We start from the raw sequence: 12,175 nt of genomic DNA on the forward strand, positions 1-12,175 counted from the left end.
GAAGTCTCGTCATCGTAGGTTGGTGCTGAGCCTGCGAAGCCCAACATCGGTCAATCCGTATCCGCGTTGGGCATCGCTGCGCTCAGCGCCAACCTACGTTTTACTTTCGGGTCGCTGTTCCAGGCATTGCCCCGAGCGGCTCTGGAACAGACGGAACAACCAAGCGCGAAATTTGCTCAGTCCCATACCAGCACCTCGGCTGGGGTCGGGTTGTAGGCGTTGCACGGGTTGTTCAGCTGCGGGCAGTTGGAGATCAGCACGATCACGTCCATGTGCGACTTCAGCTCGACGTACTTGCCTGGCGCGGAGATGCCGTCGGCGAAGGTCAGGCCGCCCTCTGGTGTCACGGGAACGTTCATAAAGAAGTTGATGTTGGCGCCGATGTCGCGCTTCTCCAGGCGGCCGTCGTGCAAGCTGGCGCGCAGGAAGTTGTCGCGGCAGCTGTGCATATAGCGTTTTTCGAGTGCATATCTGACGGTGTTGCTCTCCTGCGCGCAGGCGCCGCCGAGGGTGTCGTGGCGGCCGCAGGTGTCGGCGCTGATGGTCAGCAGCGGGTTGCCGAGGTTGGAATACAGCACCGTGCCGGTGGTCAGGTAGACGTTGTTCTGCTTGCGCAGGGTGCGCTGCGGGTCGTAACGCTCGCGCGGGTTGCGGGCCGAGTAGAACAGCGTGTCGACCGCTTGGTTACCTTCCAGATCGAGCAGACGCACGGTCTGCCCGGCTTTCACTTCGCAGAGGAACGGTTCGCCGGCCGGGATCACATGGCGGTACACGGCGGCTTCGGGATGCAGCTTGCTTTCGATCAGAGACATGGCGCAGCCCTCAGATATACAGGCGTTCGGTGTTGTGGAAGCCGCGGGCGTTTTCCGGGCGCGAGGTGCGGCAGAGGATGCTGATGCCATCGCTCTCGACGCGGCTCCAGGTCAGCTGCACCGGCTTGGGCGCGTACTGCGGATTAGGGTCCAGCGGATGCTGCAGGGCGGTGAGCACCACCAGCGTGTCCATCGGCGCGTACAGCTCGACGTAGTCGCCGGCCTTGGAGTTGCCCGGCTCAAAGTTGAAGCAGCCGTCGCGGTCCACCGTGACCTTGCTGAACAGGTTGAGGGCCATCAGCAGGTCCTGCAGGTTGAGGTTCCACTTGCCCATTTCCACCAGCAGGTTGTCCACGCCGTTGCGGAAGTAGTTGTTGCGCAGCTCCTGATAGCGGCCAGCGCCGTACTTCTCCTCGACTTCCGCAGCGTTCAATACACCGCCGAAGCTGTCGTGCCAGCCGCAGGTGTCGGCGGTGATCGCGGCGAGCACGCGGCCCATGTCCGAGTACAGGCAGTGGCCTTCGGTGAGCTTGGCGGTGTGCTGGCACTTGAGGGTGTCCGGCAGGTTGAGGCGCTCGCTTTTTTCCTCGGCACTGAGCAGCAGCAGGCTGACGTTGGCGCCGCCTTCGAGGTCGGTGACGCGCAGGACTTGGCCGCGCTTGAGGACGAACGAGGTGTGGCCGCCAGCGGGGACGGTTTCTTCATACAGGGTCGGGCGCAGGGCGAGCGAGGCAGTCATCCTCAGGCTCCTTGAATGGCAGGTTGCAGGTTGCCGGTGACGTGCGCCGGCAGGGCGTCGACGGCGGCGCGCGCGGCGCGGCGGTCGCTGTTCAGGGGAATGTCGTAGGTGATCCGCGCGCCGTAGGCGTTCGGCGCATGCGGATCGGCGCGCAGCTTGTCGAACACCAGGATGCGCGTGCCGAGGCTGAAGCCTTCACTAAGGTCGTGGGTGACCATAAACACGGTCAGCTGGGTCTCGTGCCACAGGCCGAGCAGCAGCTCGTGCATGTCCTTGCGGATGCCCGGATCGAGGGCGCCGAACGGTTCGTCGAGCAGCAGCACGCGCGGCTTGGTGATCAGTGCCTGGGCAATCGCCAGACGTTGCTGCATGCCACCGGACAGCGCGCTCGGGTACTTGTCCAAGGCGTGGCCGAGGCCGACTTTCTGCAGCAGCGCGGCGGCTTGTTCGCGGGCGTCACGTTTGGCGCGGCCGAACAACCGCCCAAACAGTGGCGAACGCGGCAGCTCCAGGCCGATGGCGACGTTGTCCAGTACGGTCAGGTGCGGGAACACCGAATAGCGCTGGAACACCACGCCGCGGCTGGCATCCGGTTCGCCGGCCAGCGGCTGGCCGTCGAGGAGGATCTGCCCGCGGCTGGCGCGTTCCTGGCCGAGCAACAGGCGCAGGAAGGTCGACTTGCCGCAACCGGAAGCACCGACCAGGGTGCAGAACTCACCCTCGGCGATGTTCAGGTTGAGGTTCTCCAGGACGGTCTGGTCGCCGTAGGTTTGCCAGACATTTTTCACTTGAATGAAGTCGCCTGCTGCGCGAGCCCCTGACTGTGTTACGCGGTGCGCGCGATCCTCATGGACGACTTGTCCGCTCCGGTCGCTGTGCTCCGGGCGCCTTGCCATGGACTCGCTCGTGACGGCTCCATTTTTATTGGTGCTCATGCCTTGGCTCCTTCGTACCAGGGGAAGGCCAGCTGGGTGGCGCGGCGCAGGCCGAGGTCCATCAGCCAGGCGAGCAGGGTGATCCACACCACGTAGGGGAGGATCACGTCCATCGCCATGTAGCGGCGGACCAGGAAGATCCGGTAGCCAAGGCCGTCGGTGCTGGCGATGGCTTCGGCGGCGATCAGGTACAGCCAGGCCGAGCCGAGCATCAGGCGCAGCGAGATCAGCAGGCGCGGCAGCAGCTGCGGCAGCACCACGCGGAGGATCAGGGTCCAGGTGCTGGCGCCAAGGGTCTGCGCCTTGATGAGGATTTCCTTGGGGATCTCACGGGCGCGCTGTTCGATGTCGCGGGCGATGCAGGGGGTGATGCCGAAGACGATCAGCATCACCTTGGACAGCTCGCCGAGGCCGAAGACGATGAACAGGATCGGCAGCACCGCCAGCGGCGGGATCATCGACAGCACGGTGAGCAGTGGCGACAGCGGCGCGCCGAACAGCGGCAGGGTGCCGCTGGCCAGACCCAGGCACAGGCCGGCGAGGGCGGCGATGCCCAGGCCGATGCCGAGGCGGGTCAGGCTCGAGGCAGTGTCCTGCCAGAACAGGTACTGGCCGCTGCGCTTGTCCTCGGTGAGCGCCAGGCGTTCGACCGCATCGATCATTTGCGCCGCACTGGGCAGCAGCTTGTCGTTGGGGTTCTCCGTCAGCCGCGCCGCCGAGCCGGTGAAGTAGACGAACAGCAGCAGGGCGAACGGCAGCAACACCAGCAACAGGCGGCTAGGGCGATCCGGATGGCGGTTGATCAGGCGCATGGCGTTATCTCATGTGTTCGATGGTTCCCACGCTCGGCGTGGGAATCCCTCCAGGGACGCTCTGCGTCCCGGCAGACGCGGAGCGTCTGTAGCTGCGTTCCCACGCCGAGCGTGGGAACCATTGGGGTCTAGAGTTTCCCTTCGACAGCCATCTGCACGTAGCTCGGGTCGAAGCGCAGCTTGACGTTGCCCTTGTCGCCGGTGACCACGTTGCCGGCGAAGCTCATGCCCACTGCGGTGGCGTCTTTCGCGCCTTCGCCGAGCAGACCGTGGCTGAAGGAGAACTCGGCGACCTTGGTCATGGTTGCCGGCAGTTTCGGGCTGGTGGCGAACGCCAGGGTTTCCTGCGGCGTGTAGAACAACTTGGTGGTGGCCAGTTGCGCCTGGAAGCCGGCGAGGTCGGTGCCGGAGGCCTTGGCCATGTGCTCGAGGGCGGTCTGGCCTTCGGCGCTGCCGCTGTTCATCAGAGCGAGGATTTCGAACCAGGCGCCGGTCAGGGCTTTGCCCAGGGCCGGGTTGTCCTTCAGGGTCTCGCTGTTGACCACCATCATGTCCATGATCTCGCCGGGGATCTGGCTGGAGTCGAACACCTGGCTGACGCCGGGCTTGGCGGTGATCTCGGCGAGCATCGGGTTCCAGGTGGCGGCGGCCTGCACGTCGCTGGTGTTGAAGGCGCTGGCGATGTCGGCGTCGGAGGTGTTGACCACCTTGATGTCCTTCTCGCTGAGGCCGGCCTTTTCCAGGGAGCGGGCGAGGAGGTAGTGGGAGACGGACAGCTCGACCAGATTGATCGGCATGCCTTTCATATCGGCGAGCTGCTTGCCTTCGCCCTTGAGTACCAGGCCGTCGTTGCCATTGGAAAAGTCGCCGACGATCAGCGCGGTGGAGTCGACGCCGCCGGCCGCCGGAATGGTCAGCGCGTCCATGTTGGTCATGGTGCAGCCGTCGAACTGGCCGGCGCTGTACTGGTTGATCGACTCGACGTAATCGTTGAGCTGGGTGACCTCGATCTCGATCCCGTACTTCTTCGCCCACTTGTCGACGATGCCCTTGCTGGCGCCGTACTCCCAGGGCATCCAGCCGGCGTAGATGGTCCAGCAGACGTTGAATTTGTCTTTCTGCTCGGCGTGCGCGGAGAGGCTGAGGGCGGCGGCGAGGCCGGCGGCGGCTAAAGCGAACAGACGGGGTTTACGCATGAGGAACCTCCAGTTCGAGAAGAAAGTCAGCAGGAGCGGCAACACCCGACGAATCAGGTTGCGTTCTCCCGGGCTTTTATCCCGCCGTGTAACCTCACTGGAGGTCGCCAGCTCTCGGACCAGTCACCCGCACAAGCGAGTCGGAACCCTAGCCAGCCATTAGCAAATTGTGGTGCCGCGACCCGGTCGTCCGGGTGATCCTGCACGCCTGTCTCATAGCGAAGGGCGTGCCAAGTTTGCCGAGCCCAGATTTGGCGGCGTTGCGCAGCATGAGAGGGTGAGTCGGGTGTCAATTGCGCCCGTAAATGAGGCGCGCGGCGTCATTTTGGTGCGCGACTGAAATGAATGGTAAAGATCGCGCGGCTGCTCCATGGCACCGGCGTCGAGGCGTGCTGTCGAACAGAGTGGAAGTAGTAACTCCCCGGGGTATCGACGATCGTCGACTCCGTCCCTGCGGTCGAAGGAGGCCGCCATGCCCTATCGAGCTCTGTTGTTGCTGTTGTTGGGTTTCGCCTTGAGTGGCTGCACCACTTACGATTATGCCTATGCCGATGATGACCGCCACTACGACGGGCGCTACTACGGAGATAGTCGCTCCTACAACGACTCCTCGCGTTATCGGAGCCAAGGTGCGTACCGTTATTACGGCACCGATTCTTCACGCTATTACGGCGACCGTGATTACCGTCGGCAGGACTATCGTCGCTACGATAAGCAGCGCTATGACCAACCACGCTACTACCGGGGACAGGACGGCCAGATCCATCAATACAAGCAGTTGCGTGGCCACGACCGTCCGCGTTACGTGGCACCGCCGAAGAATGCCCAGAAGCACTACCAACAAAACAACCGTTCGGGCTATCGCCAGGACATGCGCTCTGCGCCGCCGGGCAGCTATCGCGGCGGTCCGCGTTACTGAGTCGGTTCAGCGGCGGCGTCGCCCGCCAATATCAGTCCGCGCAGGGTCTGCGCCGCCGGTGACAGGCTGTGACCGGCGCGGCTGACCAGGCCATAGGCCGAGCCTTGCATGGGGGGCGCGTCGCGAGCGGACAGGGCCGTTAACTGCTCCGCGGCAAGATCCGCACTCAGCACATCCTGCGGCGCGAGGCTGATCACGTCGCTTTGCCGGACCAACTCTCGCAGCACCATGAAGTTGTCGCACTGGATATCCGGCAGCGGCTCGCGGCCCAGTAGCTTTTGCAGGCTCCGCGTGCCGTCCTCGGGAATCTGCGTGCCCGCCAGCGGGTAGGCTGCGAGATCCTTGGTGGTCGGTTCGCGGAGGGCTAGCAGTGGATGGTCGGGCCGGCAGAAGAACAGGATGGGATGCACGCGCAGCGGTTCGACGGTGAGCAGCGGATCGTCGAGCAGCTCTCGGCAGTCGGCGACGAACAATTCGATGCTTTCATTGAGCAGCCGGCGGCGCAGGCTCGCCCAGTCTTCGGTGTGCAGCTGCACGCGCACTTTGGGGTAGCGGCGCGCCAGTTGGCCCAGGGCGCTGGGGACCAGGCGTGCCGCCGGATAGGGCCCGGCGCCGAGGCGCAACTCGCCGGCTTGCAGATTGCCGAGCTGACTGACCGCGTTGTGCAGCGCGCGACTACCGGCGAGCAGGCGCCTGGCGTGTTCGAGGACCAACTGGCCGTGGGCGGTGAGGGTGATGCTGCGTGCGCCGCGGTCGAACAGGTTGCAGCCGAGGTTGGCTTCCAGCGCCTGGATGCTGCGGCTGAGGGCTGGTTGGCTGAGGTTGATCGCCGCTGCGGCGCGAGCGAAGTGGCCGTGTTCGGCGACGGCGACGAAATGGCGGAGCTGGCGTAGGTCAGTCATGAGTGATTTGCATCGAGTTGCGAATTGGAATGCATTGGAATTATTAGCAGGCCCTGCGCCATAGTGCGAGCAACTCTATGTTTCCAATAACAACTTCCGGAGCCTTCGATGATCCGCCTATCCACTGCCGTTCTGTTGGCCAGCCTTTCCCCTTGCCTGCTGGCTGCCGAAGCCACCGATGCCAAACAGCCCACCTCTTTCACCCTTGAGGCGCAGCAACGTGTCCGCGCCGAGCTGCCGTTCAGCGACCGCGCCGACTTCGAGCGCGCGGAAAAGGGCCTGATCAAGCGCCCCGAGCAGTTGCTGATCAAGAACCAGGACGGCAGCGTCGCCTGGCAACTGGGTGGCTACGACTTCCTGAAAACCGGCAAGGACTTCGACACCATCAACCCGAGCCTGCAACGCCAGGCGCAGCTCAATCTCACGAGCGGTCTGTACAAGGTTGTCGACGGCGTCTACCAGGTGCGCGGCTTCGACCTGGCCAACATCACCTTCGTCGAGGGCAAGACCGGCTGGATCGTCATCGACACCCTGCTTACTCCCGCCACTGCCAAGGCAGCCTACGCGCTGGTCAGCCAGGAGCTGGGGCAGAAGCCGATCAAGGCGGTCATCTACACCCATGCCCACGCGGACCACTTTGGCGGCGTGCAGGGCTTGGTGTCGGCCGAGCAGGTGGCCAAGGGCGAGGTGCAGATCATTGCCCCGTCTGGTTTCATGGAAGCGGCGATCAAGGAAAACGTGCTGGCCGGCAACGCCATGTCCCGCCGCGCCACCTACCAGTACGGCCGCTATCTGGAGAAGAGCCCGCAGGGCCTTGTCGACATGGCCATTGGTAAGACGACGGCGCATGGCCCGCTGAGCCTGCTGGCGCCGACCAAGCTGATCGAGGGCAGTCTCGAAGAGCTGGTAATCGACGGCGTGCCGGTGACTTTCCAGAACACCCCAGGCACCGAATCGCCGGCGGAAATGAACATTTGGCTGCCGCAGCAGAAGGCGCTGCTGATGGCCGAGAACGTCACCGGTACCCAGCACAATCTCTATACCCTGCGCGGTGCCGAGGTGCGTGATGCTCTGGCCTGGAGCAAGTACATCAACGACGCGCTGCACTTGTATGGCGACAAGGCCGACGTGCTGCTCGCCACCCACAACTGGCCGCGCTGGGGGCATGACGACATCGTCAAGACCCTGGAAAAGCAGCGCGACATGTACGGCTACCTGAACGACCACACCCTGAACCTGGCCAACCAGGGCGTGACCATCAACCAGATCCACGAGCGCTTCACGGTGCCCGACGAGCTGGCCCATGAATGGTCCAACCGCGGCTACCACGGCTCGGTCAGCCACAACGTGCGTGCGGTGATCAACAAGTACCTCGGCTACTACGACGGCAACCCGGCGACGCTCAACCCACTGGCGCCAGAAGATTCGGCGAAGAAGTACGTCGAATTCATGGGCGGCGCCGAGCACGTGCTGAAGATGGCGCGCCAGTCCTACGACAAGGGCGAGTACCGCTGGGTCGCCGAGGTGGTCAACAAGGTGGTCTTCGCTGATCCGGACAACCAGGCCGCACGCCAGTTGCAGGCCGACACCCTGGAGCAGCTCGGCTACCAGGCCGAGAACGCCGGCTGGCGCAACAGCTACTTGGCTGGCGCCTACGAGTTGCGCCATGGCGTACCGCGTCATCTGCCAACATCCAAGGCCAGTGCGGGCGCCATGGCGGCGATGGATACCGGCCTGCTGTTCGATTACGTCGGCGTGCGCCTGAACGCGAAGAAAGCAGAGGGCAAAGACATCAGCATCAACCTGGTGCTGCCGGACCGCAACGAGCAGTACCTGCTGGAGCTGAAGAACTCGCACCTGAACAACATCAAGGGCGTGCAGAGTGCCAAGGCCGGGCAGACCGTGACCATCGACCGCGCCGACCTCAACCGGCTGATGCTCAAGGAAGTCTCCGCGCAGACCCTGGTGGCCGAAGGCAAGCTGAAGAGCTCGGGTAATCCGCTGCTGCTCGGCCAACTGTTCGGCATGCTCGAGTCGTTCGACTACTGGTTCGATATCGTCACGCCCAAGCAGGGCGGCTGATACTCGGCGTACACGGGGCGCGCAGCGTGCGCGCCCCGATCTATGCTGCAGGTCTAAGGTCTGGTCGCTGGAATCCAGTCGATGTGGCTCAGCCTACGCGGGCCGACCTGCGCGGGCCTACCTGTGCGGCCCAAACGAAAGTGCGGACAGCTGCGGCGGTTTAGCCGGCACACTGACTGCGGTTACTCACAATAAGAAGAGGTGTTCATGAAGGCTCTATCGTTCGCCAAAGGCGTGCTGGCCATGTTCTGGCTGGTTGCCGTACTCAACGTGATTTTCCCGTTCAGCGCGCCGCTGCATGGGTGGCTGTTGGCGGTCTCCGGGATCATGCTGTTGGTGCATATCGTCGAAGTGCTGCTGTTCAACAGCCGGCTGGCCGCACGCCCACAACCGTGGCTGGAGCGCGTGCTGGTGCTGCTGTTCGGTGTCCTGCACCTGAAAACCCTGCGTCAGCAAGCCTAATCCCGCCGCCCCGGCGTTGGCCGGGGCACGCGCCATCGCTGGCGATGCGCGCCTTCATCTATGCAGAGTGATTGCATAGTGCCATTGAGTTTTCCCGGCGTAGCCAGCACCATGCGCCGCCAGTGAGCGGTCTGCCTGGCGGTTAACGGGTATCTCAAGCGGCAGGAAGTCTCGATTTTGCGGATCAGCAGTTCCAGCAGAGCGAAGCACAGCGTTCGATGTCATCGTGCCTTGGCCGTTGTTGTGCTGCTGGGGCTCGTCGGCAGTTTGTATGCCGATTGGGATTTCCGCCTGATCAGCCGCCGCGCCGAAGCGCTTTATGGGCCGCTGGGCGACGGCAAACGACGCATCGACTCGTGGCAGCAGCTGCTCGAACAACACGCCGAATCCCCCGAGCGCGACAAACTGCAGGCGGTAAACCGCTTCTTCAATGCGCAGCTGCGCTTTAGCGACGATCAACGCATATGGCGCCAGGCTGACTACTGGGCGACTCCGGTAGAGGCGTTGCGCGTCGGCGCCGGTGACTGTGAAGACTATGCGATCAGCAAGTATTTCAGCCTGCGTCATCTCGGTGTGCCCAGCGACAAGCTGCGCATTACCTACGTCAAAGCCCTGCGCCTGAACCAGGCGCACATGGTGCTGACCTACTACGCAACACCCGATTCGATCCCCTTGGTGCTGGATAACCTGGTCGGCAGCATTTTGCCGGCCAGCCAGCGGGCTGATCTATTACCGGTCTACGCCTTCAATGGCGAGGGCTTGTGGTTGGCCGGTGCGCGCGGCGCCAAACCGGTTGGCGATAGCAAGCGCCTGTCGCGCTGGCAGGATCTCCTGAAAAAAATGCAAGCCGAAGGCTTCCCCGTAAGCGAATAGCGGAGTCCAGATGTCTCTGTTCAAACAGTTATTGATTGCCATCTGCCTGTTCCTGATCGTCGCCTTCAGCGGCAGCTTTATGGTCAGTCTGGAAAGCTCGCGTGAGCAGTACGTCAACCAGCTGCGTTCCCATGCGCAGGATGCGGCGACCGCCTTGGGCTTAGCGCTGACACCCAATATCGACGACCCGGCGATGGTCGAACTGATGGTCAGCTCGATCTTCGACAGCGGCTACTTCGAGAGCATCCGGGTGATCGATCAGGCGACCGGCGAGGTGATGGTCGAGCGTACCGGCCCGGCAGGCGCGCAGGCGGCCCAAGTACCACAGTGGTTCGTCAGCCTGATCGGCCTGGCACCGGCCGGCGGCGACGCCATCGTCAGCCGCGGTTGGACCCAGGTGGCGCGCGTCGAGGTGCTCAGTCATCCGATGTTCGCCATCGCCCGGCTGTGGCGCACCGCTCTGGGCAGCCTGGGGTGGCTGCTGGTCTGCGGTCTGCTCAGCGCCACGCTCGGTGCGGTATTGCTGCGCCGCCAGCTCAAGCCGCTGGATTACATGGTCGCGCAGTCGCACGCGATTGCCCGTCGCGAATTCCTCAGCCTGCCCGAGTTGCCGCGCACCCCCGAGCTGCGCCGCGTGGTGCAGGCGATGAACCAGATGGTGGAGAAGCTCAAAGCGTTGTTTCGCGAACAGGCCGAGCGCAGCGAAAAACTGCGCGACGAGGCCTATCTGGATAGTTTGACCGGGCTCGGCAACCGGCGCTATTTCGACATGCAGTTGCAGACGCGGCTGAGCGATCCGGATGGCAGCAGCGGCTATCTGCTGATGCTGCGTGTCAGCGATCTGGTCGGCCTCAATCAGCGCCTCGGCGGGCAGCGTACCGACCGCCTGCTGCAGGCGGTCGCCGAGCAGCTGCAACGCCATTGCGCCGAGCTGGGAAAGGGCTGGGTGTTGGCGCGCAGCCGCGGCGGCGAGTTCGTGTTACTGGCGCCGGGGCTGGTCCGCGAGGAGGCCGAGCAGTTGGCCGCGCGTCTCGAGGCGGCGCTGGCCAGCCTGGCCGCCACCGAGGCCATCGATTCGCTGCCGGTGGCGCACATCGGCCTGGTGCCGTTCAGTCCAGAGGAGCTGCCGCAGGAATTATTCCTGCTCGTCGACGAGGCCTTGGCCAAGGCCGAGCGCCAGGCAGACAAAGCCTGGGCCTGGGTCGAGCGCAGCCAGGGCGTGAGTATCGGCGACGAGCGTCATGCTTGGCACCAGTTGCTCGATCAGGCGCTGCTCGAGGGCCGCTTCCTGCTGTATTTCCAGCCGGTGATGGAGTGTCGCGATCCGCAGCGTGTGCTGCATTACAAGGTGCTGTCGCGCTTGCCCGATGCGCAGGGCGAGAGCATCCCGGCCGGGCGCTTCCTGCCGTGGTTGGAGCGCTTCGGCTGGTCGGCGCGTTTGGACGTGTTGATGCTCGGTCAGGTGTTGCGGCAGATGGCGGATCACGATCAATCGTTGGCGCTGAATTTGTCCGGTGCGCTGCTGCGTGATCCGCAGGCGTTCGACAAGGCCATGGGGTTGCTGCAGCAGTATCGCCACTGCGGCCCGCGCTTGATCCTGGAATTGGAAGAAAGTCAGTTGCCGGAGCAGGCGTCGCTGGAAAATCTCACTCGGCGCCTGCGCGAGCTGGGGTTTGCCCTGAGTCTGCAACACTTCGGTGGGCGTTTCAGCATGATCGGTAACCTGGCACGCTTGGGCTTGGCGTATCTGAAGGTCGACGGCAGCCATATCCGCGCTATCGATCAGGAAGGCGACAAGCGCCTGTTCATCGAGGCCATGCAGCGTGCCGCGCACAGCATCGATTTGCCGCTGATTGCCGAGCGTGTGGAGACGGCGGGGGAGTTGCAGGTGTTGCAGTCCATGGGCATCCATGGCGTGCAAGGCCAGTTGTTCGGCGCACCGAAGCCCTGGCAGTGAGGGAGTGAAAGGATCTGGCAGGCCGTTGAAAAATTACCTGCGTTGCCGATACGGCGTTAAAAACGGCCTGCTTGCGGCGGGCGCCGTCAGATCAGTCCGGTTTCGTCTTCGTTGATTAGTCGACTCAGCCCACCCAGCGCTTCACGCGCCTGGTTACGCGTCATCAGCTTGGCCTGCGCCGCTGGGGGCAGATCGGTAATGCGGATCACGCCCTTGCTCATCAGCAGCGAGATCAGGTCGTCGAGCACGCGGATCATGTCCAGGTCGCTCTGCTTGAGTTGCAGCAAACCGCTTTCCAGCTGCTGATTGGCGAACCATGCCTGCACGTCCTGATCGTCCGCCGGCAGGGTTCCGGTCATGCCCTCGAAGCTGGCTGCCTCCACGCGAAGCAGCTGGCCTTGCGCATCGCGCTGGACATAGAGCATTGCGAACTCCTCATTAGGTGAGCCCACGCTAGGGTGGGCGTTGCCGTGAAAGTGCCACGCA

At 63.7% G+C, this 12,175-nt stretch carries 12 protein-coding genes and 1 riboswitch; of the genes, 5 read left to right on the forward strand and 7 right to left on the reverse strand.

Annotation, left to right across the window (positions count from 1 at the left end; all coding sequences use genetic code 11):
* Nucleotides 1-176: 176 nt before the first annotated feature.
* From NVV93_RS04975 to NVV93_RS04995, 5 genes are all read right to left on the reverse strand, one after another.
* Complete coding sequence (locus NVV93_RS04975; RefSeq protein WP_258253339.1) at nucleotides 177-812, reverse strand: urea amidolyase associated protein UAAP2; 636 nt, start codon at nucleotides 810-812, stop codon at nucleotides 177-179.
* 10 nt (nucleotides 813-822) lie between these two features.
* A complete protein-coding gene (locus NVV93_RS04980) occupies nucleotides 823-1,551 on the reverse strand; it encodes an urea amidolyase associated protein UAAP1 (protein ID WP_258253340.1) in 729 nt (242 codons plus the stop codon).
* A gap of 2 nt (nucleotides 1,552-1,553) precedes the next feature.
* Nucleotides 1,554-2,447, reverse strand: a complete 894-nt coding sequence (locus NVV93_RS04985; protein ID WP_375162923.1) for an ABC transporter ATP-binding protein — start codon at nucleotides 2,445-2,447, stop codon at nucleotides 1,554-1,556.
* Between the two features lie 35 nt (nucleotides 2,448-2,482).
* Nucleotides 2,483-3,298 (reverse strand): ABC transporter permease, encoded by an 816-nt coding sequence (locus NVV93_RS04990; protein WP_258253342.1) that lies wholly within the window; start codon nucleotides 3,296-3,298, stop codon nucleotides 2,483-2,485.
* Nucleotides 3,299-3,426: 128 nt separating this feature from the next.
* Nucleotides 3,427-4,494 carry a putative urea ABC transporter substrate-binding protein gene (locus NVV93_RS04995; protein ID WP_258253343.1) on the reverse strand — a complete coding sequence of 356 codons (1,068 nt, stop codon included), beginning with the start codon at nucleotides 4,492-4,494 and terminating at the stop codon, nucleotides 3,427-3,429.
* 63 nt (nucleotides 4,495-4,557) lie between these two features.
* A riboswitch (guanidine-I (ykkC/yxkD leader) is annotated at nucleotides 4,558-4,657 on the reverse strand.
* Nucleotides 4,658-4,966: 309 nt separating this feature from the next.
* Between NVV93_RS04995 and NVV93_RS05000 the strand changes: the two genes are divergently transcribed.
* Nucleotides 4,967-5,413 (forward strand): hypothetical protein, encoded by a 447-nt coding sequence (locus NVV93_RS05000; protein ID WP_258253344.1) that lies wholly within the window; start codon nucleotides 4,967-4,969, stop codon nucleotides 5,411-5,413.
* Here NVV93_RS05000 and NVV93_RS05005 read toward each other — a convergent pair.
* Nucleotides 5,407-6,315, reverse strand: coding sequence for a LysR family transcriptional regulator (locus tag NVV93_RS05005; protein WP_258253345.1), 909 nt, complete (start codon nucleotides 6,313-6,315; stop codon nucleotides 5,407-5,409). The two genes, NVV93_RS05000 and NVV93_RS05005, sit on opposite strands and share 7 nt — an antisense overlap.
* Nucleotides 6,316-6,423: 108 nt before the next feature.
* Here NVV93_RS05005 and NVV93_RS05010 point away from each other — a divergent pair, with 108 nt between their 5' ends.
* The 4 genes from NVV93_RS05010 (at nucleotide 6,424) to lapD (ending at nucleotide 11,689) form a co-directional block, all read left to right on the forward strand.
* The gene (locus NVV93_RS05010; RefSeq protein WP_258253346.1) at nucleotides 6,424-8,397 is read left to right on the forward strand and encodes an alkyl/aryl-sulfatase; all 1,974 of its coding nucleotides are present in this window, start codon (nucleotides 6,424-6,426) and stop codon (nucleotides 8,395-8,397) included.
* 207 nt (nucleotides 8,398-8,604) lie between these two features.
* Nucleotides 8,605-8,859, forward strand: coding sequence for a DUF1145 domain-containing protein (locus tag NVV93_RS05015; RefSeq protein WP_258253347.1), 255 nt, complete (start codon nucleotides 8,605-8,607; stop codon nucleotides 8,857-8,859).
* Between the two features lie 231 nt (nucleotides 8,860-9,090).
* The gene (gene lapG / locus NVV93_RS05020; protein WP_375162907.1) at nucleotides 9,091-9,732 is read left to right on the forward strand and encodes a cysteine protease LapG; all 642 of its coding nucleotides are present in this window, start codon (nucleotides 9,091-9,093) and stop codon (nucleotides 9,730-9,732) included.
* Between the two features lie 10 nt (nucleotides 9,733-9,742).
* Nucleotides 9,743-11,689: a cyclic di-GMP receptor LapD gene (gene lapD, locus NVV93_RS05025; RefSeq protein WP_258253349.1), complete on the forward strand. Its 1,947-nt coding sequence runs from the start codon at nucleotides 9,743-9,745 to the stop codon at nucleotides 11,687-11,689.
* An 86-nt stretch (nucleotides 11,690-11,775) separates the two neighbouring features.
* Here the strand turns inward: lapD and NVV93_RS05030 are convergent, their stop codons facing one another.
* The gene (locus NVV93_RS05030) at nucleotides 11,776-12,114 is read right to left on the reverse strand and encodes a tryptophan synthase subunit beta (RefSeq protein ID WP_258253350.1); all 339 of its coding nucleotides are present in this window, start codon (nucleotides 12,112-12,114) and stop codon (nucleotides 11,776-11,778) included.
* Between the last annotated feature and the right edge of the window lie 61 nt (nucleotides 12,115-12,175).

It is taken from the genome of Pseudomonas sp. LS44, from assembly GCF_024730785.1.
GTDB lineage: Bacteria > Pseudomonadota > Gammaproteobacteria > Pseudomonadales > Pseudomonadaceae > Aquipseudomonas.

Excerpts from the sequence above, each read along its gene's own strand:
- NVV93_RS04975 (WP_258253339.1), bottom strand. The coding sequence starts at position 812 with ATGTCTCTGATCGAAAGCAAGCTGCATCCCGAAGCCGCCGTGTACCGC.
- NVV93_RS04980 (WP_258253340.1), bottom strand. The coding sequence starts at position 1,551 with ATGACTGCCTCGCTCGCCCTGCGCCCGACCCTGTATGAAGAAACCGTC.
- NVV93_RS04985 (WP_375162923.1), bottom strand. The coding sequence starts at position 2,447 with ATGGCAAGGCGCCCGGAGCACAGCGACCGGAGCGGACAAGTCGTCCAT.
- NVV93_RS04990 (WP_258253342.1), bottom strand. The coding sequence starts at position 3,298 with ATGCGCCTGATCAACCGCCATCCGGATCGCCCTAGCCGCCTGTTGCTG.
- NVV93_RS04995 (WP_258253343.1), bottom strand. The coding sequence starts at position 4,494 with ATGCGTAAACCCCGTCTGTTCGCTTTAGCCGCCGCCGGCCTCGCCGCC.
- NVV93_RS05000 (WP_258253344.1), top strand. The coding sequence starts at position 4,967 with ATGCCCTATCGAGCTCTGTTGTTGCTGTTGTTGGGTTTCGCCTTGAGT.
- NVV93_RS05005 (WP_258253345.1), bottom strand. The coding sequence starts at position 6,315 with ATGACTGACCTACGCCAGCTCCGCCATTTCGTCGCCGTCGCCGAACAC.
- NVV93_RS05010 (WP_258253346.1), top strand. The coding sequence starts at position 6,424 with ATGATCCGCCTATCCACTGCCGTTCTGTTGGCCAGCCTTTCCCCTTGC.
- NVV93_RS05015 (WP_258253347.1), top strand. The coding sequence starts at position 8,605 with ATGAAGGCTCTATCGTTCGCCAAAGGCGTGCTGGCCATGTTCTGGCTG.
- lapD (WP_258253349.1), top strand. The coding sequence starts at position 9,743 with ATGTCTCTGTTCAAACAGTTATTGATTGCCATCTGCCTGTTCCTGATC.
- NVV93_RS05030 (WP_258253350.1), bottom strand. The coding sequence starts at position 12,114 with ATGCTCTATGTCCAGCGCGATGCGCAAGGCCAGCTGCTTCGCGTGGAG.